Origin of the sequence: Nocardioides psychrotolerans (assembly GCF_943371775.1) — a bacterium.
Lineage (GTDB): Bacteria > Actinomycetota > Actinomycetes > Propionibacteriales > Nocardioidaceae > Nocardioides > Nocardioides psychrotolerans_A.
The window spans coordinates 41,334-60,685 of the sequence record NZ_CALRWD010000004.1 but is presented as its reverse complement, the minus strand read 5'-3'; the positions used below and the strand labels follow the sequence as shown (position 1 = coordinate 60,685).

The 19,352-nt window shown below is 69.6% G+C and carries 16 protein-coding genes; 9 read left to right on the top strand and 7 right to left on the bottom strand.

The features are described 5' to 3' along the window. The first annotated feature begins 52 nt into the window (after nt 1–52). The 3 genes from AAG827_RS02465 (at nt 53) to AAG827_RS02455 (ending at nt 2,306) form a co-directional block, all read left to right on the top strand. Complete coding sequence (locus AAG827_RS02465; protein WP_309649449.1) at nt 53–325, top strand: DUF2516 family protein; 273 nt, start codon at nt 53–55, stop codon at nt 323–325. Between the two features lie 93 nt (nt 326–418). After that, nucleotides 419–772, top strand: a complete 354-nt coding sequence (locus AAG827_RS02460) for a phosphomannose isomerase type II C-terminal cupin domain (protein WP_341924204.1) — start codon at nt 419–421, stop codon at nt 770–772. A gap of 73 nt (nt 773–845) precedes the next feature. Next, nucleotides 846–2,306 carry a polysaccharide biosynthesis tyrosine autokinase gene (locus tag AAG827_RS02455; protein WP_341924203.1) on the top strand — a complete coding sequence of 487 codons (1,461 nt, stop codon included), beginning with the start codon at nt 846–848 and terminating at the stop codon, nt 2,304–2,306. Here the strand turns inward: AAG827_RS02455 and AAG827_RS02450 are convergent, their stop codons facing one another. Next, nucleotides 2,307–3,686, bottom strand: coding sequence for a bifunctional dTDP-4-dehydrorhamnose 3,5-epimerase family protein/NAD(P)-dependent oxidoreductase (locus AAG827_RS02450; protein ID WP_341924202.1), 1,380 nt, complete (start codon nt 3,684–3,686; stop codon nt 2,307–2,309). It abuts the gene before it with no gap. Then, on the bottom strand, nt 3,686–4,684 hold the full coding sequence (rfbB, locus tag AAG827_RS02445; protein ID WP_341924201.1) for a dTDP-glucose 4,6-dehydratase: 999 nt from the start codon (nt 4,682–4,684) through the stop codon (nt 3,686–3,688). Before rfbB ends, AAG827_RS02450 begins: the two co-directional genes overlap by 1 nt. Nucleotides 4,685–4,706: 22 nt before the next feature. Between rfbB and rfbA the strand changes: the two genes are divergently transcribed. Then, complete coding sequence (gene rfbA, locus AAG827_RS02440; RefSeq protein WP_341924200.1) at nt 4,707–5,579, top strand: glucose-1-phosphate thymidylyltransferase RfbA; 873 nt, start codon at nt 4,707–4,709, stop codon at nt 5,577–5,579. Here the strand turns inward: rfbA and AAG827_RS02435 are convergent. Next, entirely contained in the window at nt 5,573–6,943 is a 1,371-nt protein-coding gene (locus AAG827_RS02435; RefSeq protein WP_341924199.1) for a sugar transferase, read from the bottom strand. The genes rfbA and AAG827_RS02435 overlap by 7 nt on opposite strands. A gap of 611 nt (nt 6,944–7,554) precedes the next feature. Between AAG827_RS02435 and galE the strand changes: the two genes are divergently transcribed. Continuing rightward, nucleotides 7,555–8,559 carry a UDP-glucose 4-epimerase GalE gene (gene galE / locus AAG827_RS02430; RefSeq protein ID WP_341924198.1) on the top strand — a complete coding sequence of 335 codons (1,005 nt, stop codon included), beginning with the start codon at nt 7,555–7,557 and terminating at the stop codon, nt 8,557–8,559. Further along, nucleotides 8,559–9,359, top strand: coding sequence for an N-acetylmuramoyl-L-alanine amidase (locus tag AAG827_RS02425; protein WP_341924197.1), 801 nt, complete (start codon nt 8,559–8,561; stop codon nt 9,357–9,359). Before galE ends, AAG827_RS02425 begins: the two co-directional genes overlap by 1 nt. Here the strand turns inward: AAG827_RS02425 and AAG827_RS02420 are convergent. Beyond that, nucleotides 9,356–10,615, bottom strand: a complete 1,260-nt coding sequence (locus tag AAG827_RS02420) for a DUF1501 domain-containing protein (protein WP_341924196.1) — start codon at nt 10,613–10,615, stop codon at nt 9,356–9,358. The genes AAG827_RS02425 and AAG827_RS02420 overlap by 4 nt on opposite strands. A 20-nt stretch (nt 10,616–10,635) precedes the next feature. Next, nucleotides 10,636–12,081, bottom strand: a complete 1,446-nt coding sequence (locus AAG827_RS02415) for a DUF1800 domain-containing protein (RefSeq protein WP_341924195.1) — start codon at nt 12,079–12,081, stop codon at nt 10,636–10,638. Between the two features lie 189 nt (nt 12,082–12,270). On the opposite strand from AAG827_RS02415, the gene AAG827_RS02410 reads away from it, so the two are divergent. Beyond that, nucleotides 12,271–13,119: an alpha/beta hydrolase gene (locus AAG827_RS02410; RefSeq protein WP_341924194.1), complete on the top strand. Its 849-nt coding sequence runs from the start codon at nt 12,271–12,273 to the stop codon at nt 13,117–13,119. A 6-nt stretch (nt 13,120–13,125) separates the two neighbouring features. On the opposite strand, the gene AAG827_RS02405 is transcribed toward AAG827_RS02410, so the two are convergent. Continuing rightward, complete coding sequence (locus AAG827_RS02405) at nt 13,126–15,339, bottom strand: acyltransferase family protein (protein ID WP_341924193.1); 2,214 nt, start codon at nt 15,337–15,339, stop codon at nt 13,126–13,128. A 185-nt stretch (nt 15,340–15,524) separates the two neighbouring features. On the opposite strand from AAG827_RS02405, the gene AAG827_RS02400 reads away from it, so the two are divergent. Then, entirely contained in the window at nt 15,525–16,457 is a 933-nt protein-coding gene (locus AAG827_RS02400) for a hypothetical protein (RefSeq protein ID WP_341924192.1), read from the top strand. On the opposite strand, the gene AAG827_RS02395 is transcribed toward AAG827_RS02400, so the two are convergent. After that, the gene (locus AAG827_RS02395; protein ID WP_341924191.1) at nt 16,355–17,767 is read right to left on the bottom strand and encodes a hypothetical protein; all 1,413 of its coding nucleotides are present in this window, start codon (nt 17,765–17,767) and stop codon (nt 16,355–16,357) included. The genes AAG827_RS02400 and AAG827_RS02395 overlap by 103 nt on opposite strands. A gap of 229 nt (nt 17,768–17,996) precedes the next feature. Here AAG827_RS02395 and AAG827_RS02390 point away from each other — a divergent pair, with 229 nt between their 5' ends. Further along, nucleotides 17,997–19,346 carry a polysaccharide biosynthesis tyrosine autokinase gene (locus tag AAG827_RS02390; protein WP_341924190.1) on the top strand — a complete coding sequence of 450 codons (1,350 nt, stop codon included), beginning with the start codon at nt 17,997–17,999 and terminating at the stop codon, nt 19,344–19,346. Nucleotides 19,347–19,352 lie beyond the last annotated feature (6 nt).

Here is a 19,352-nt window from a genome sequence, read left to right as displayed (position 1 = left end):
GGAGGTATGAGCTCCGGGGGTCTTGCCATGTCACTGGATAGGATCTGACCCCATGGGATCGCTCGAAGGACAAGTCTCGCTGCTGATCGCGCTCGCGATGCTGGCGGTGAAGATCTTCGCGTTCGTCAGCTCGCTGACGTTCTCCGGTGACGCCTACGAGGCGGCCGGCAAGCTCACCAAGCCGGCGTGGACGATCATCCTCGGTCTCGGGGCCGTCCTGCAGCTGCTGCTGGTCAGCACCATCCTCAACCTGGCCTTCACCGTGGCGGCCCTGGTCTTCATCGTGGATGTCCGGCCGGCGCTCTCCGGGTTGCGCCGACGCTAACTTTTGGCGCTTTGCACCCGCAGACGTCCTCGATGTGCGTACCCTCGAAGGGACCGAGCGTTGCTCGGCGATCGAATACTGGGGGGTATTTCAATGATCGGCGATTCCGACACACGTCCGTGGGGCTCCTGGCAGGTCCTCGACGAGGGCGACGGCTTCAAGGTCAAGCGCCTCGTCGTCGCTCCGCACCAGCGCCTGAGCTATCAGACGCACGAGCACCGGGCCGAGCACTGGGCCATCGTGAGCGGCAAGGCGACCTGTGTCGTCGACGGTGAGCTGATCCTGGCCGGTCCTGGCCAGTCGATCGACGTCGAGATCGGCCAGCCGCATCGGATCACCAACATGGAGGACGAGACGCTCGTCCTCATCGAGGTGCAGATGGGCGCCTACACCGGTGAAGACGACATCTGTCGCCTCGAGGACGATTACGGCCGCATTTCGGCCTAAGGGCAGCCGGCTGTAGTCGAGATCCGCGGCGCGAGTTCACGCGGGGGATGGGTAGGCTTACGCGACCCGCGACATGACTGCATCGGACGGTACTGTGGAACTCAAGGACTACTGGCTGACTGTGCGACGTCGGTGGAAGCTCATCGTGCTGTCGGTTCTGTTAGCCACCGGTGCCGCCGGGCTGCTCACGTGGCAAGCGACGCCCATGTACGCATCGTCTGCGCAACTCTTCGTGCAAACGGCGCCTTCGGATGCCAACGAGGCCTACACGGGAGGGCTGTTTGCGACTCAGCGTGTGACGTCCTACGTCAACTTGGTCGGCACGAGGAAGTTGTCCGAGCAGGTGTCCAGCAATCTCGGCGGCGAATTGGATCCGCGTGCCTTACGTGAAGCAGTGACCGCGGAGGCAGTGCCAGAGTCCGTCAACTTGGTCATCACGGCCCAGAACAGTGACGCCGTTGTTGCCCGAGACGTCGCCCAGGCGTACGCCGAAGCCTTGAGTGCGCTTGTCGCTGATATCGAGACACCGGACGGCCGCACCGAGGCACCGATCCGTGCCTCTGTTGTGGACAACGCCGAGGTGGCCACCGCCCCCGTGAGCCCGAACAAGGTGCGCAACTATGGCCTTGGCGTTGTGCTCGGCTTGCTGATCGGAGTGGCGGGGGCCGTTCTTCGTGACTTGCTGGACACCACGGTCGCGACTTCCGAGGATGTTGGGCAGGTCACGACAGCCCCGATCCTTGGGCACATCAACGCCGATCCAGCAGCCGTCAAGAAGGTGCCCTCCTTGGCGTTGGGCGAACCGACTCCATGGGCTGAGTCCTTCCGAGTGCTGCGTACCAACATGCAGTACGTCGAGGTTGATCACGATCGCCGAGTGTTCGTGATCTCAAGCTCGCTCCCCGCCGAGGGTAAGTCCACCACCTCAGTGAACCTCGCGATCACTCTGGCGATGGCAGGCGAGAGGGTGGCACTTGTCGAATGCGACCTGCGGCGGCCCACGATGGCGGATCGCCTAGGTCTGGACGGTGCGGTGGGGACCACCAGCGTGCTGATCGGCAAGGTGACACTCGATGATGCTGTTCAGACCTACGGTGACACGACGTTGACGGTGCTCCCGTGTGGGCCCCGACCGCCCAACCCTTCTGAGCTGCTTCAGTCACACTCGATGGAGCTTATGATCAAGGAGCTGCGTGATCGCTACGACATCGTCCTGCTAGACGCTCCGCCGCTGCTCCCTGTCACCGACGCAGCGTTGCTGGCCGCGCAGGCGGATGGACTGCTCGCCGTCGTGAGGCATGGCAAAACCACGCGAGACCAACTGCGGCACGCATTGGAGCGCGTCGAATCGGTGGGTGCGAAATGTGTCGGAGTTGTTATCAATCTGGCGCCGACGAAGAAGTCGGGAAGTGCGTACGGATATGGCTATGGCTACACCTACGACTATGCCCCGAAGGTTGCCAGCAAGACGCACGCCATGGACTCGACGCTGGAGTCGGGCGTGGGTAGATCGCGCAGACGTGGACAGTCCTAGTCAGCGATCGAGGTAGGCACGAAGCGCTTCCAGCGCTGGCAACGGAGAATAGCCTGCAGCGCTGAGCTTGCCGAGGTTCATGGTGCTCCGGGCTGGACGAGGGGCGAGGTCCTTCCCGGCGGCGTACTGCTCGGTCGTGATCGGGCGGACGTCGTCGGCCGAGCGTCCGCACAGCTCGAAGACCGCGCTGGCGATGTCGGCCCACGACATCGCGGGGCCGGCGTTGCTGACGTGGTAGGTCCCGTGCTTGGCGCGGGTCTCGACGAGATGGCGGGTCGCGCGGGCGAGCTCACTGGTGAAGGTGAGCCGACCGACCTGGTCGGAGACGACGTCGGGGGAGACGCCCTGGGTGGCCAGGCGCTGCATGGTGCGCACGAAGTTGTTGCCGTCGCCGATCACCCACGAGGTGCGGACCAGGTAGTGCCGTCGCGCCGTGCCCACCGCGAGGTCACCGGCCGCCTTGGTCTGCGCGTAGACGCCCAGGGGTGAGAGGGGCTCGTCCTCGACGTGCTCCGGCTGAGTGCCGTCGAAGACGTATTCGGACGAGTAGTGCACGAGCGTGAAGCCGTGCTCGTCGCTGAGCCGTGCCAGGGTCGCGGGGGCGGCGGCGTTGGCCGCCCACGCCACGCGGCGTCCCTCGGGGGTCTCTGCCGCGTCCACCGCCGTGTAGGCGGCAGCGTTGAGGACCAGGGCGTAGTCGTGCCACGGCCAAGCCGCGACGGCGGCCGGGTCGGTGACGTCGAGCTCGGCGAGGTCGACGCAGTCGGCGTCGGGCCAGTCGACCTGGAGGGCGCGGCCGAGCTGGCCCTGGGCGCCGATGATCAGGGTCTTCTTCGGGGCCATCGCGGTGACCTGGTCGAGGGTCGGGTTGGCGAGGTCCTTCTCGGAGATCTCGCACTCGTCGAGCGGGATCGGCCAGGGGACGGCCACGGTCGGGTCGGCCAGGGCCAGCGCGGGGTAGGAGGTGCCCGGTCGCCAGTGGTCGTTGACGAGGTAGGTGTAGGCGACGCCGTCCTCGAGGGTCTGGTAGCTGTTGCCGACACCGCGGGGCACGAAGACGGCCACGCTCGGGTCCAGCTCGAGGTGGAACGACGTCCCGAAGGTCTCGCCCTCGCGCATGTCGACCCAGGCCCCGAAGATGCGTCCGGTGGCGACGGAGACGAACTTGTCCCAGGGCTCGGTGTGGATGCCGCGCGTGGCGCCGCGATGGGCGTTGAAGGAGACGTTGTTCTGGACGGGCCCGAAGTCGGGCAGGGCGAGGGCGAGCATCTTCTCGCGCTGCCAGTTCTCCTTGAACCAGCCGCGGGCGTCCTCGTGGACGGCGAGGCGGACCACGAGCAGACCCGGGATCGGGGTGGTCTCGACCGTGAGGTCGCCCATCACTGGCCCTTGGCGGCGTAGAAGGCCTCGGTGGCCTCCTTGTGGGGGCGCCACCAGTCCTCGTGGGCTTGATACCACGCGATGGTCGTGGCGAGGCCATCCTCGAAGTGGTCGTAGGTCGGCGCCCAGCCGAGCTCGGTGCGCAGCTTGGTCGAGTCGATGGCGTAGCGCAGGTCGTGACCGGCCCGGTCGGTGACAAGGTCGAGGTCATCGGCGGCACGGCCGAAGTGCTCCAGGATGCGACCCACGACCTCGAGGTTGTTGCGCTCGCCGTCGGCGCCGATCAGGTAGGTCTCGCCGATGCGACCCCGCTCGAGGATCTTCCACACCGCCGACGAGTGGTCCTCGGCGTGGATCCAGTCGCGGACGTTGGTGCCGGCGCCGTAGACCTTGGGGCGGCCACCGTCGATGACGTTGGTGATCTGGCGGGGGATGAACTTCTCGACGTGCTGCCACGGGCCGTAGTTGTTGGAGCAGTTGCTGATCGTCGCGCGCACCCCGAAGCTGCGGACCCAGGCGCGGACCAGGTGGTCGGAGCCGGCCTTGGCGGCGGAGTAGGGGCTGCTCGGGTTGTAGGGCGTGTCCTCGGTGAAGCGCTGCGGGTCGTCGAGCTCGAGGTCGCCGTAGACCTCGTCGGTGGAGATGTGGTGCAGCCGGGTGTCGTGGCGACGGCAGGCCTCGAGGATCTGGAAGGTGCCGACGATGTTGGTCTGGATGAACGGGCCCGGCTCGGTCAGCGAGTTGTCGTTGTGGGACTCGGCGGCGAAGTGGACGACGGCGTCGTGCTCGCTGACGAGCTTGTCGACGAGCGCACCGTCCACGATGTCTCCGACCACCAGCTCGACGCGGTCGGTCGGCAGCTCAGCGAGGGACTCCCTGGAGGCGGCGTAGGTCAGCTTGTCGAGGACCGTGATCTTGGCGTCGGTGGTCCGGACGACGTGGTGGACGAAGTTGGAGCCGATGAAGCCGGCGCCGCCGGTCACGAGGATCTTCTGCACTCCCACACCCTAGGGTCTGATCATGCGCGGAATCATCCTGGCCGGTGGCACAGGCTCACGGCTTCACCCCATCACCCATGCCATCAGCAAGCAGCTGATGCCGATATACGACAAACCGATGATCCACTACCCGCTGTCGACCTTGATGCTGGCAGGGATCCGGGACGTCCTTGTCATCACGACGCCGCACGAGGCTGACCAGTTCCGCCGGTTGCTGGGCGACGGGTCGCAGCTGGGCATTGAGATCAGCTACGCCGTGCAGCCGTCGCCCGACGGGCTGGCCCAGGCTTTCCTCATCGGGGAGGAGCACATCGGGGGCGAGAAGGTCGCGCTGGTGCTCGGCGACAACATCTTCCACGGCGCCGGGCTCGGCACCCGGCTGCGACGCTTCGCCGAGGTCGACGGCGCGGCCGTCTTCGGCTATCGGGTGGCCGACCCGACGGCGTACGGCGTCGTGGAGTTCGACGCCGAGGGCAAGGCGCTGTCGCTCGAGGAGAAGCCCGAGCGCCCCCGCAGCAGCTACGCCGTGCCGGGGCTCTACTTCTACGACAACGAGGTCGTCGCGATGGCGCGCGAACTGTCGCCGTCGCCTCGCGGCGAGCTCGAGATCACCGACCTCAACCGGCTCTACCTCGAGCAGGGACGGCTCCAGGTCGAGGTGCTGCCGCGAGGGTCTGCGTGGCTGGACACCGGCACGTTCGACGACCTCAACGATGCCAGCAACTTCGTGCGCGCCATCGAGAAGCGGCAGGACGTGAAGGTCGGCGCGCCCGAGGAGGTCGCGTGGCGGATGGGGTTCATCGACGACGCCGGACTCGCAGCGCTCGCGGAAGGACTGATGAAGAGCGGCTACGGCGGCTATCTGCTGAACCTGTTGCGCGACGGCCGTCAGTAGGCGCCGCGAGACCCAAAGACGGCACGGACCGTCCTGCTCAGGATCACCAGGTCCTGGAGCATCGACCAGTTGTCGACGTAGTAGAGGTCGAGCCGGACCGTCTCGTCCCACGACAGATCGGAGCGGCCGGAGACCTGCCAGAGGCCGGTCAGCCCGGGGCGCACATGGAGGCGTCGCCCGGTATCGCCGACGTAGCGCTCGACCTCGCTGGGGAGAGGTGGACGGGGGCCGACCAGGCTCATCTCACCGCGGAAGACATTGACGAGTTGGGGGAGCTCGTCGATCGAGAAGCGGCGCAGCCAACGACCAGGGGCGGTGACGCGGGGGTCCTCGCGCATCTTAAAGAGAACCGAGTCGGCGCTGCCCTCAGTTGCGAGTCGGGCGAGCTGTGCCTCAGCGTCGGTGACCATGCTGCGGAACTTAAGGCAGGAGAAGCAGTCGCCGCCCTTGCCCACCCGGCTCTGGCGGAACAGCACCGGGCCGCGGTCGTGCAGCTTGACCGACAATGCGGCGATGAAGAACACCGGGCTCAACGCCGCGATGAGCACGGTTGAGCCGATCAGGTCGAAGAGACGCTTGCCCCACCGGGCCGCGTCGGTGGCCCGGGGTGGGTCGATGTGCACGAGGGGGAGCCCCCCGACGGGACGCATCCGCAGCCGCTCACCGGAGACGTCGGAGACTGAAGGGGCCACGACCACCTGGACGTCCTTGCCTTCGAGCTCCCACGCGATCCTGCGCAGTTGCGTCGAGGAGGTGAGAGCTCCGTTGGCGAAGAACACGATGTCGGCCTCGGCCGTCAGCACCACGGAGGTGGCCTCGTCGCAGTTGCCGAGAACGGGAATGCCGGTGCCGGTCTCCGTCTCCACGTCGTGGGCGGGTGTGAGGGCGCCGATGACTTGATAGCCGAGCCAGGACTCCCGGCGGAAGACGTGCGCGATCTCGTCCACGTGGCTCGGCGATCCGGCGATCACCACGCGGTGCAACAGGGCGCCGCGACGGCGTGCGGCATAGACCGCGCGACGCAGGACCACCCTGCCGAGGACGAGGGCGGGGATGCCGATCGCAAAGATGAGCAGGAAGAAGCCCCGGGACAAGGAGTACTTCGCCATGAAGCAGCCGACGCCGATGAGTCCGGCCGCGATGAAGCTCGCTCGGACTACCCGCTTGTATTCATCCGGGCCGGCGTCGAAGACGCTTCGGGCATAGCCGCCGGCCAGGACGATGCTTGCGATCCAGCCGAGGACCAGAAGTGGGCCGACCAGGGTCAGGCTCTCGGACACGTCTGCGGTGCTGGTGAAGAATGGGAGTCCTTCACGACCCAGGGTCGCGAGAGATGCCGATCCGATGATGATCGCCGCATCCATGGCGAAAGCAGTGGCCGGTAGGTAATGAAGTGCTCGAGACGGGGCGTCCAACAGCACCCGGGGGCGGCGGTCGGAGAGGATCGTCATGCTTGGTCCAAACATCTGGTGGGTCCGAGGTGGCCACAGTGCCACACATTGGTCGGACCGCCGAACGAGCCGACGCGGGCTCCGGTCCGAGGCGTCAATCTAGGCGTATTAATCGTCTCCTGCACGTTGCTGATGTTTCTGGTCCGTAAACATTGCCACTTTCGCGCGGTGCTGTCTGTCGTCCGATAGGGCAACGAGACAGCGCCAATGCTCGCATCACGAGATGCAGGAATTGTGTGGGACCTCCAGACCACCGATCATCGGTCGGGAGTAGTCACATAGAGCCATGGAGTGCGTGTCGTCGTAGGAGGTTTCTCCAAGGTGGTGCACGTCATACTCGAGGAGTGTTCATCCTGTGGGTCATGGTCGGCCTCTTAATGTGGAGTCTGATGTCGCTCCCGCTCGCCGTCGTTGTCGGGCGGACGCTGCGTGGTGGAGGGCTCGACGACGGGGACTCGCCAGAGGGCGCGACCAGCTGCACGCTCGTCGTCTGAAGGCTCTGGGCGCCCGTTAGGGTGCCGTGCATGAAGGTTCTCGTCACCGGCGGCGCCGGCTATCTCGGGTCGATCACGGCCAAGGCCCTCGAGGAAGCCGGGCACACCCCGGTCATCCTCGACTCGCTCCTCAACGGGCCGCTGGTCTTCGTGCGCGACCGTGCGTTCTATGAGGGCGACATCGCCGATCGGGAGCTGCTGCGCCGGATCGTGGCCGAGCACCCCGACCTCGACGCGACCATCCACATGGCGGCGCGGATCGTGGTGCCGGAGTCGGTGGAGAAGCCCTACGAGTACTACCGCGACAACGTCTCGAAGTCCCTCGAGCTCTTCGATGAGCTCGTGGCACTGGGCAAGCCGCGCATCGTGTTCTCCTCCTCGGCCTCGCTCTATGCCACGAAGGACGACTTCGAGGTCACCGAGGAGGACGCGCTCGACCCGCAGTCGCCCTACGCCCGGACGAAGCGGATGATGGAGCAGGTCCTCCAGGACATGGCCGTGGCCACCGACCTGCGCGCGATCATCCTGCGCTACTTCAACCCGATGGGCTCCGACCCGGACCTCCAGTCGGGCATCTATGCCAAGGAGCCGTCGCACGTCATCGGGCAGCTCGTCATGGCGGCTCGTGGGCTCAAGGACAACTTCACGATCACGGGGGTCGAGCACCCGACGCGTGACGGCACGGGCATCCGCGACTACATCCACGTCTGGGACCTGGCGCGGGCGCACGTGCGGGCGATCGAGACGTTCGACGAGGTGCTCGCGGCCGTCGACGCGCCGAGCACGATCATCAACATCGGCACCGGATCGGGCGTGACGGTGCGGGAGCTGGTCGAGTCGTTCCAGCGGGTCTTCGGCAGCGAAGTGCCCCTGGCGGAGGCGCCGCCGCGGCCCGGCGACGCGGTCGGTGCGTTCGCGAAGGTGGACAAATCGGCTGAGCTGCTCGGCTGGCGCACGGAGCTGTCGCTCGACGACGCCATCGCGTCGGCGCTCGCGTGGGGCGAGAAGCGCCAGGAGATCCTGGGCTACGAGTGATGCTGCTGCTCCGGGGGGTCGTCGCGGTGGTGCTGGCCGCTGGGCTCTTGCTGGGTCTCGACGGGCGCTCCTCGCTGGCGCTCGTCGCTGCTCGACCGGCGGAGGGCGCCGTGGCCGTCGCACCTCAACCACCGCTGGCGGGGCGGGTGGTGGTGATCGACCCAGGGCACCAGCTGGGCAACCACCACTTCCCGCGCAGGATCAATCGCCAGGTGCCGGCGGGCGGGTTCACCAAGCCGTGCAACACGACCGGGACCGCGACGAACGGTGGCTATCCGGAGGCGACGTTCGCCTGGCGCGTGGCCGGCAGGCTGCGGGCGCGGCTGGTGGCGCTGGGGGCGAAGGTCGTGATGACGCGGCACAGCAACCGGCAGGACCGGTGGGGGCCGTGCGTCGACGAGCGGGGTCGGGCGGGCAACCGGATCGGAGCCGACCTCAAGATCAGCATCCACGGCGACGGCTCCTACGCCCGTGGGGCCCGTGGCTTCCACGTCATCGCGCCGACGGACCGGCGGCGCTGGACCCACGACATCTACCGGCCCTCGCGGGCCCTGGCCGTCGACGTACGCCGGGCGCTGGCCGGTGACGGCTTCCCGGTGGCCAACTACGTCGCGGGTGGTGACGGGCTCGACCTCCGCGCCGACCTCGCCACGCTCAACCTCTCCGACGTGCCGACCGTGATGGTCGAGCTCGGCAACATGCGCGACCGTCGCGACGCCCGTCGGATGACGAGCGACGCCGGGCAGCGGGCCTACGCAGCGGCCCTCGCGGACGGGATCCGCCGCTCACTGCAGCGCTAGACGCGGCCCATCGCGCCGACGACCTCGGGCTGGAAGCCCGGGAAGACCTGGGCGACCGAGGCCGAGGTGCGCGATGCCACGACCTCGGCGAGGACGCTGCGGTAGTCGGTGGTGACGGTCAGGTCGCTGTCGACGTCGGCGGAGAGCGTGGGGAAGCTGCCGTGGTAGCCGCCCTTGACGCCGGCGCCGACGAGGAACATCACGTTGCCCCAGCCGTGGTCGAGGCCGCGGTTGGCATTCTCCTGGACCCGGCGGCCGAACTCGCTGATCGTCACCAGGGTGACCCGGTCGGCCATCGGACCGAGGTCGGCGAAGAACGCCGCGATCGAGCCGGCCAGCGAGGCCGCGTTGTTGGCCATCGGTCCGCGCGTGACGGTGCCGAGGTTGGTGTGCATGTCCCAGTCGCCCTGGTCGACGGTCACCACGCTGACGCCGCGGTCGGCGCGCACGATGCGGGAGACCGCGGACAGCGCACGGCCGAGGTCGGTCGCGGGGTAGGACGTGGTGCGGTCGGCCTGGGAGAGCGCCGGGAGCAGGCGCTCGCTGCTGGCGATCGCGGAGCGCACGGCGCCGCCGAACTCCTGGCCGGAGGCGCCCCACATGGCGCGCAGCGCGCGCAGCCGGCGGGCGGCGGGGTCGATGCTGGGGTCGCTGCCCGGGATCCGCAGGCGCGACAGGTTGCGCACCGCCATGGTCTCCTCCGGCCCGACCAGGGACTCAGGGAGCGTCGTGGTGCCGACGCTGAGGCCCTGGGCCGAGGAGGTGTCGCTGTCGAGGGAGAGCAGCCGGTTGAGCCACCCGCTGCGGGTGTCGGAGCCGGGGGCGGCGTCCTCGAGCTCCTCCATCGCCGCGAAGTGCGAGCGGTTGGCGACCGCCAGGCCGGTGGCGTGGACCGCGGCGACCTTGCCCTGCTGCCACAGCGGCAGGAGGGGGGCCAGCGACGGGTGCAGGCCGAAGAAGCCGTCCTTGGCGAGGAGAGTCGAGCTCGGGACCGCGATGGTGGGTCGGGCGCTGTAGTAGGTCGGGTCGGCGTGCGGCACGACGAGCGAGAGGCCGTCGGCCGCTCCCCGCAGCGACAGCACGACGATCACCGAGGAGGCCGGGTCGGCGGCGGCCGCCGCACTGGAGGCGGCGACCGAGACGACCGCCGAGCCCATGGTGGTCACGCACCCGGCCGCGAAGGTCGAGCGGAGTATCGCCCGGCGCGACAGCGAGGTCGCCGTGAGGTCCGGGCAGGAGCACGAGGAGTCGGTCATGGCCGTGGTCCTTGTCGTCGTCATCGGTAGTAGTGGCCGGGGCTGTCGAGCACCGTGGTCAGGAGGGAGGGGAGGCCGCGGGTGACCAGGCTGTGCGTCCTGGTGACGCGCGTGCCGGGGCGTAGGCCGGTCACGACGGCGCAGGCGTCGAGGAGGGAGGCGTCGGACGGACGGCCCAGGAGGTTGCGGGCCAGGTGGTCGACGAGCTCCGAGAAGACGATGGGATAGCGGGGGACCCAGGAGCGGATCGGTCGGTAGGTGATGCCCTGGGTCGGCCACGCGGCGTTGGCCATGCTCCAGTGCACCTGGAAGGAGCCCATCGCGCGGGCGGCCGAGGCCCAGGCCGCGTTGTCCTGGGGGGCTCCGTCGGGCCGGGTCCAGGCGTGGGGGGTGAGGCCGAGCGGCTCGGTGGCCTCGAGGATCGTGTTGGCCGCCGAGCTGTCGTCCGGGCCCGACGGGACGGCGAAGGACGTGCGCAGCACGCGGTGGGTGGCCACGACGTCCTCGACGGGGTCGCGGAGCTTGGCGCCGACGGACTGCCGGAACTCCGGGTCGCGCACGAGCGCCTTGAGGACCGGGGCGATCCGGGTGTCCGAGTCGAGGTAGACCTTCGCGAGGCGCGCGACGAGCGCGGGCGAGGGGTCGTCGCGGACGAACTTCACCGCGAGCTTGTGCGCCAGGTGGGACGCGGTGTCCGGGTGGTGCGCGAGGTGGCGCAGGAAGCGCGCGGTCAGGGTGCCGGCGCTCGAGAGCAGGTTGAGATCGAGGAAGCCCTTGACCAGGACCTGGCCGAGCCAGTGGTCGCGCGGGACGAAGACGCTGGACCAGGTGGGGTTCCACTCGACCTTCCACCCGGTGAGGATCCGGGCCGCGCTCTTCACGTCGTCCTCGGTGAAGCGGCCGATGCCCACCGTGTGCAGCTCCAGCAGCTCGCGACCGAGATTCTCGTTGGGGTGGCTCGCGGTCGAGCCGGAGCCGTTGAGGTAGGTCAGCATCGCGGGGTGCGGCACCGCCTCGGCCAACATGTCGTCGAAGCGTCCGAGGGCGTGCCGGCGGATCACCCGGCCGTAGTCGGCCCGCCAGGGAAACATCGTGCCCACGGCGGCGGTCGTGACGTGCAGGTGGTTCTCCCAGAAGTCCGTCATCACCTCGAGGACCTGGAGGGGCGACACGATCCGGCGCAGCATCAGCTGCTTGCGGTAGTCCTCGCTCACCTGGTGCCCGCCGCGGACGTCGGTGGTGTGACGCTGCCAGACCGCCGACGGGCTCAGGTGGAGGTCGGGCCACCAGTCGGCGACGGTGTCGTCGCCCCCGGCGCGTGCGCCTGCGTCGACCTGGGCGTCGAACCAGGCGAGCGCGCCTCCGACGCGCAGGACGTCGGCCGTCAGCTGGGGGGTCACGCCGCCGGAGAAGCGGTTGACGACGTGACGGTCGGCGGTGGGGAGGACGGGGGTGGGGACTGGCATGGTGACCTCGGTGACTGTCGAAGGGAGCGTCTCGACGGTCCCAGCACTTGTCCCCGGATCGGCCCTCCTTGCGGAGGTCTTGAGCATTTCAGGAGCGTGACCAGCGGTCTGGCTATCCTCGGCGGCATGCCTCTGGACCCCGGGACCAAGTCCCTCCTCGATTTCATCGCCGGCGCGGGATACCCCCCCATGCATGAGGGGAGTCCGGAGGCCGCCCGCAGGGCGTTGCGGGCGATGTCGGTCGACCTCGTCCAGCCCGCCGACGTGATCGCGGTCGGGAGCGTGGAGGACCGCGAGGCGGCCGGGATGGCGGCCCGCGTCTACCGGCCCGAGGGCGAGGGCCCGTGGCCCACGCTGGTCTACCTCCACGGCGGAGGCTTCGTCATCGGCGACCTCGACACCCACGACCAGGTGTGTCGCCGACTGTGCTCGGGGGCGGAGACGGTGGTGATCTCCTTCGACTACCAGCTGGCTCCCGAGTCGCCCTACCCGGCCGCGGTCGAGGACGCCTCGGCCGCCGTCCTGTGGACCGCCGAGCACCTCCACGAGCTCGGCGGGACCGACCTGCTGGCCGTCGGTGGCGATAGCGCCGGCGGCAACCTGGCGGCCGTCGTCGCGCAGCAGCACCGCGACCTCGTGGGCGCCCAGGTCCTGATCTATCCCGCGACCCACGTGCTGGGCGACTATCCCTCGCGCACGGAGAACGGCGCGGGCTACCTGCTCGAGGTGGCCACGATGGAGTGGTTCTTCGCCCACTACGGCCCCTCGCTGGAGGAGGTCGACACCCCGCGGGTCTCACCCCTGCTGGGCGACCTCGCCGGGCTCGCGCCCGCGCTGGTCGTGACCGCCGAGTTCGACCCCCTGCGCGACGAGGGGGAGGCCTACGCCGACGCGCTGGCCGCGGCGGGAGTCCGGGTCGATCGGCACCGCTACGACGGGCTCGTCCACGGCTTCCTCGACATGGCCGCGGTCAGCCCCGCGGTGGAGGCGGCGCTCGTCGACCTCACCGCTCGCACCAGGGCGCTGCTGCACGGTTGAGGGTCGTCAGTCGCCCGTCGGGCGCGCGGCCGCAGCGGCCGCGAGGGCGTCGTACATCACGGGGCCGAGCTGGCGGGAGTAGTCGAGGGTGAGGTGGCTGCCGTCGGCGTACGCCGGCGTGGTGCCCACGAAGCCGGGGCAGTACTGCTCGACGCAGAACCAGTCCTTCGTGTCCACGTAGGCCACGCCCTGCTGCTCGGCCACGATCCGCTCCAGGTCCGTGACGTCGTACCACCCGGCGTCGATCTCCGTCTCGCAGTCGTCGGGGGAGCCCACGGAGGTCACGCAGGACTGGAGGTCGCGGGCGCCCGGCGGCGGGGCCAGCATGACCAGCAGCCGGCCCGGCCCGGCGAGCCGGCGCACGGACGTGGTCAGCCCCTGCTCGACCTCGCGGACGGCGTCGTCCCCCGTGGCCCGGGACGTGAGGGCCGCGACGTCGCGGTGCGAGCTCGCCATGATGACCAGGTCGGGGTCGAGCCGGTCGACCTCGTCCCAGGACCAGCTGCGGTAGGCCGGGCACTCGGGGTAGGGCGCGCCGCTGAGGTGGGTGGTGGGGGCGTCCCAGACAGGGCACTCCTGCAGCGTGAGCTGCTGGATGCGGAAGGTCTCGCCGAGGGCGGCGCGGATGGCCGGCATGTAGGAGATCGCGAAGGAGTCCCCGACCACGACCGCGAGCGGCTCCGCGTCGGCGTTGCCGAAGAGGCACTGGTCGAGCGAGCCGGGCGGCACGCTGAGGCAGCCGGTCGCGCGCATCTCCTCATACCAGCTCTCGATGCCGAGGTCGTCGACGGCCGGCGAGAGGACGGGGAAGTCCTTCAGGCGCAGCGACTGTGCGAGACGCTCCTGCAGGTAGGCCACGTTGCTCTCGCTGCCCGCCTCGCTCACGGCGACGCCTCCCGGGCTGCCCTCGCCCGGAGTGCCCGTCCCGGTGCTGCTCGGGGCCTCGGCGAGGATGCGCTCCCCGGCCGCCGGCGGCGAGGGGTTGAGGGCCAGGAAGGTCATCGGGAGGGCGACGAGGAGCCCGACCGCCAGCCAGCCGTTGGCAAGGCGACGCGAGTGGTCGGCGGGACCGCTCGAGAGGCTCCGGCGCCAGCGCGGCTCGAGCCAGCTGGAGCGGCGGATCGGGTCCTCGACCAGGTGGTAGGAGATGACCGAGAGGACGCCCGTGATCGCCAGGACGCTGGCCTGGTAGACGATCCCGCCGTCGGGGGCGTAGGCGATCCCCAGCACCACGACGGGGAAGTGCCACAGGTAGAGCGAGTAGGAGATGTCGCCGACGTAGCGCATGACCGGGTTGACCAGGGGTGCCAGCAGGCGCTGGGTCCCGCCGGTCCCGGCGGCGACGACCAGCGCGGTCCCGAGCACGGGCAGCGCCGCCCAGGGCGCGGGGAAGGGACGGTCCTCCGACACGACCAGCACCGCGACCGTGATCAGGCCCAGGCCGGACCACGCGAGCAGGGGGCGGGCCAGGTCGGGGATGCGGCGCAGCAGCGGGACGCCGACGGCCAGCAGTGCGCCGACCAGGAGCTCCCACGCCCGGTCGAGGGTGGAGAAGTAGGCGGCGGTCGGGTCGGACGTCGAGTGCCACAGCGAGTAGCCGAACGACGCGGCCAGCGCCAGGACGGTGACGACCGCGAGGGGCGACGTGCGCGTCGTACGCCGTTTGCCCAGCCACAGCAGCGCGACCACGGCCGTCGGCCACACGACGTAGAACTGCTCCTCGACCGAGAGGGACCAGTAGTGCTGGACCGGCGAGACCGGCCCTCCGCCGAGGAAGTAGTCGGTGCCGATGTCCGCGAAGTGCCAGTTGGCGAGGAAGGCGAAGGCCCACGCACTGTCGCGCGCGACACCCTCGCCCCTGGCCTGGTTGAAGATCACGTAGGCCGCGGCGATCGTCACGACGAGCACCAGGGTGGCGACCGGGACGATGCGACGCACGCGGCGCCGGTAGAAGTCCAGGTAGCTGATCCGTCCGTGCCGCTGGTGCTCGCGCACCAGCAGGCCGGTGATGAGGAAGCCGGACAGCACGAAGAAGACGTCCACGCCGACGAAGCCGCCCACCGGCTGTCCGAAGACGTGGTCGCCGATCACCAGGAGGACGGCTACCGCGCGCAGTCCCTGGATGTCGTCGCGCTTGCGGCCCGTGTCGCGGGCGACGACGGGGGCATTGGCGGCGCCCTGGTGTCGCGGCGCGGATCTCCGGGACATGAGGCCGATCACGGCCCGATCGTAGGGGCGCGAGGAGGGTGCCGTCCCGACAACACAGCATCCGGACAGCCGCTCCCGAACATCGCCGGAAGGGGCGTCTGGCCTGCGGTAACCTCCGCTGTCATGCAGCCAGGGCGAGCCGCCGGATGACCGTCGCAGAGCTCCGATACCCCCGTAGGCATAGGGATTTCGTCCTCGTGACCGGCATGCCGAGGTCGGGCACGACGGGCGTCGGCTCGGTGCTCGCCAGTGCGCCGCGCGCGGCGTACTTCTACGAGCCGCTCAACCCGCTCTCGGGCCTGCGCTCGGTCGACGACTACTTCCTCTTCGCCGGCCCGAGCGGGCCGGACGCGACGCTCACCCGGCAGCTCAACCAGGTCTTCGGGCTGGACCTGCGCCTGCGCAGCGGCATCTGGCGCAGCGACCCGGCCTGGCGTCGGGCGGTCAAGACCGTCACGGGCAGCAGGAGCCGGGTCTCCGGGGTCCGCTGCCGTCTCGACCCCACCCTGCGCACGGTCGTGTGGAAGGACCCCTTCGCCTCGTTCCTCGTGCCGCTGCTGCGCGAGCGGCTGGGCATCCCGGCCGTGATCACGGTGCGTTCCCCCGAGGCGGCCGCCGCCAGCTTCAAGAGGCTGGGCTGGGGCTTCGACCTCGACCGCGTACGCCGGCACCTGGACGAGCTGACGCCAGGGGCCGCCTACCTCGACGACGCGATCCCGTGGGAGCGCTCCACCGAGGGGTCGGCGCTGAACGGGGCGCTGCTGTGGCGCCTCGTCTACGGCTACCTCGACGCGACCCTGCCCGCACCCGGGACCCACGACGGGGGAGGGCCGGTCTTTTGGGCCAACTCGCGGGCCCTGATCGCCTCTCCGCAGGAGACCTACGCGCACATGTTCCAGAAGGTCGGCCTGCCCTTCGGCGAGCCCACCCGGCGGGAGATCGTCGGCCTCTACGCCGACACGGGGACCAGCGAGCCGTCCGCGACCCGGGCCCACGACAGCAAGCGCAACGTCAACGAGGCCAACTCCTACTGGAGCCGCACCCTCTCCGACAGCGAGAAGGGTGACGTCGCCGCGCTCACCGCGGACGTCCGGGCCGGTGTCGAGTCCCGCATCGGGTCGCTCGGCTGATCGGAGTCGTCGGCGTCGGGACCGGTGCGCCAGGCCAGGGTGCCGGCGTGCGCGGCCAGGCCGAGCGCCAGCACGAGCACGGGGTCGGACAGGTTGGACCCGGCGATGGACTTGGTGATCACGACGGTCAGCAGGAGCCAGAAGGCCGGGCGCCACCGCTCCACGCGGGCGGAGCCGACGAGCATCCGACCGACGAAGGCGAGGAAGAGCGTCAGGCCGACGAGACCGGTGCAGCTGAGCAGCATCGGGAGCAGGCTCGAGGGGCGGTTGCTGCCGAGGCCCACGCCGAGCCCGTAGGACTCCAGCCCGAGTCGCAGCGAGAAGATGTCGGCCGCCGTGCGCGCCGCGTAGGAGTTGCTGCCCACCTTGTCGTTGATCTCGGTCGAGACGTAGTCGACGATCTGCTGGGAGAGGATCACCAGCACGATCAGGCCGAGCAGCAGCGAGATCAGCACCGGCAGCGGGGCGACGTCGGAGGCGACCGCCCGCCACAGCGAGACACCGGCGACAACGACGACCATGATGCTGCCGGCGACGAAGGCGGTCCCGGACCCGGCGAAGGCGAGGTTGAGCATGGCCGAGGCACACAGGGCGACGTAGAAGAGGCGGACCAGGCCACGGGTGCGGGGGATCATCGCCAAGCCGATCGCCAGCGCCGCCAGACCGTAGAGGGCCATGCCGGCCGGCTCGGAGAAGACACCGCGCAGGCGGTAGCCGCCGTCGGCGGTCGCGTTGATGTAGCGGATCGAGACGTTGTTGTCGATCTGCGCCACCGGGTAGGGCACCCCGAGCTTGTCGAAGGCCAGGCGCCAGTTGCTGAGCAGCATCGCTCCCGCAAGGCCGGGAGTGGCGAGGTGCGGGGACAGCCGGACCCGGGTCGCGAGGTAGCAGACCACGATGGCCGACATCGCGAGGTAGCCCCACTGGGCGAGGTTGGACAGCGTGTAGGTCAGCATGCTCGGGGCCGCCACCTGCTGGTCGATGCCGCCGTCGCCCGTGAGGACGAGCGCGCCGTCGAAGAGGGTGGGCCCGGTGAGCGTCGTCAACGAGGCCCAGGCGACGAACGTGAGCAGCACCAGAGCGCCGGGCCACGCGAGCGGTCCGTCGGAGTCGACGCGCAACCACACCATCGCGCCGGTCGCGCAGACCAGCAGCGAAGCCAGCTGGAAGGCGCCGATCGACTGCCCGCCTGCGTTGAGCACCGACGTCGCGGGGACGGCGAGGGTGGCGCCGAGCAGCCATGGGAGGCGGCGCTCCCAGCTGAAGGCCGCGACGACCAGGCCGAGGGCGAAGAGGGCGCCGACGATCACGCTGCGACCACCTTTCGAGAGAGCAGAGCCGGGGTCCTCGCGGGTCGGCCGTGGACGCACCTTAGGTGCTACAACCCCTGAGCCGCCCTGGAGTTACGGCCCTTTCCCAGTGTTCGTGAACACGCGACGAGGCGCTGTCGGTCGCGGAATACTTCAGCGACGCCTGGCCCCGCCTGCGACCGGCTCCACCGGACGCGGCTGTGCCCTGACTCCCCCTCGAAAGGTCTTGATGCTCGACTTACTGGCCATGCTCGCCCGCCGCTGGCGCATCGTGATCGGTCTCGTCGTCGTAGGTCTGCTCGCCTCCGCGGGCCTGACGCAGCAGCTGACCCCCAGCTATCGCGCCAGCACGCAGCTCTTCGTCGCGCTCGACTCCGCCGACAGTGCCATCGAGCTCAACTCGGCGGCCAACTTCTCCTCCCAGCGGGTCAAGTCCTACCCGGACCTGGTTGACAGCCCGCTGGTCCTGGACCCCACGATCGAGGAGCTCGGGCTCGGCATCACCGCGCAGGAGCTCGCTGCCGACGTGTCGGCCGAGGTGTCGCCGAACACCGTGCTCATCGAGGTCTCCGTCGACAACGCCTCGCCGGTCCTGGCCGCCGACATCGCCAACTCGGTCTCGGCCAACCTGGCTGCCGTGGTCGAGGAGCTCGACAAGACCCGGGAGGACCGGGCCTCTCCCGTGCGCGTCAGCGTGACCCGCGAGGCCATCGCGCCGAGCAGCCCGCGGACCCCGATCCCGTTGCTGAACCTGTCGATCGGCCTGCTCGCTGGTCTAGTCCTGGGCCTGGCCTTTGCGGCACTGCGCGAGGCGCTGGACACCTCGATCAAGAACGAGGCGGACGTGATGGAGACCATCGGCCTGCCCACCCTTGCGAGCGTGCCGACCAACCCGGACGTGTCGAGCCAACCCATCCTGGGGCACTCCCCGGCCCACGCGGTCTGGGCGGAGTCCTACCGCAAGCTGCGGACCAACCTCAGCTACGTCGACCCGGACAACCCGCCCAAGGTCATCCTGGTCGGGAGCGCCCTGCCCGGCGACGGCAAGTCCCTCACGGCCGCCAACCTGGCCGCCTCCCTCGCCCAGAGCGGCAAGCGCACCGTCCTGGTGGAGGCCGACCTGCGCCGGCCGAGCGTGGGGCGGCTGCTCGGCCTCGTCCCCGACGTCGGTGTCACCACCGTGGTGGCCGGCAAGGCGGCGATCTCCGAGGTCACGCAGTCCTGCGACGAGTTCGACGTGATCACCAGCGGTCCGGTCCCGCCCAACCCGAGCGAGCTCCTGGGCTCGCATGCCTTCCAGGCCATGATCGAGGACCTGCGCGGTGCCTACGACAGCGTCGTGATCGACACACCCCCGCTGATCGCCGTGACAGACGCCGCGGTGGTGGCCGTGGTGGCCGACGCGGTCATCCTGGTCTGCCGCGCCAAGCGGACCAAGCGCAACGAGCTCCGGCGGGCGCTCTTCGGCCTGCGGGCCGTCGACGCCAACATCGTGGGCGCGGTGCTCAACCAGGTGGCCCTCAGCTCGGGCTCCTACTACCAGTACGACTACCGGGCGCCCGGCGCCAAGGCACGATAGGACTCC

Excerpts from the sequence above, each read along its gene's own strand:
- AAG827_RS02465 (WP_309649449.1), top strand. The coding sequence starts at position 53 with ATGGGATCGCTCGAAGGACAAGTCTCGCTGCTGATCGCGCTCGCGATG.
- AAG827_RS02460 (WP_341924204.1), top strand. The coding sequence starts at position 419 with ATGATCGGCGATTCCGACACACGTCCGTGGGGCTCCTGGCAGGTCCTC.
- AAG827_RS02455 (WP_341924203.1), top strand. The coding sequence starts at position 846 with ATGACTGCATCGGACGGTACTGTGGAACTCAAGGACTACTGGCTGACT.
- AAG827_RS02450 (WP_341924202.1), bottom strand. The coding sequence starts at position 3,686 with ATGGGCGACCTCACGGTCGAGACCACCCCGATCCCGGGTCTGCTCGTG.
- rfbA (WP_341924200.1), top strand. The coding sequence starts at position 4,707 with ATGCGCGGAATCATCCTGGCCGGTGGCACAGGCTCACGGCTTCACCCC.
- AAG827_RS02435 (WP_341924199.1), bottom strand. The coding sequence starts at position 6,943 with ATGGATGCGGCGATCATCATCGGATCGGCATCTCTCGCGACCCTGGGT.
- galE (WP_341924198.1), top strand. The coding sequence starts at position 7,555 with ATGAAGGTTCTCGTCACCGGCGGCGCCGGCTATCTCGGGTCGATCACG.
- AAG827_RS02425 (WP_341924197.1), top strand. The coding sequence starts at position 8,559 with ATGCTGCTGCTCCGGGGGGTCGTCGCGGTGGTGCTGGCCGCTGGGCTC.
- AAG827_RS02420 (WP_341924196.1), bottom strand. The coding sequence starts at position 10,615 with ATGACCGACTCCTCGTGCTCCTGCCCGGACCTCACGGCGACCTCGCTG.
- AAG827_RS02415 (WP_341924195.1), bottom strand. The coding sequence starts at position 12,081 with ATGCCAGTCCCCACCCCCGTCCTCCCCACCGCCGACCGTCACGTCGTC.
- AAG827_RS02410 (WP_341924194.1), top strand. The coding sequence starts at position 12,271 with ATGCATGAGGGGAGTCCGGAGGCCGCCCGCAGGGCGTTGCGGGCGATG.
- AAG827_RS02390 (WP_341924190.1), top strand. The coding sequence starts at position 17,997 with ATGCTCGACTTACTGGCCATGCTCGCCCGCCGCTGGCGCATCGTGATC.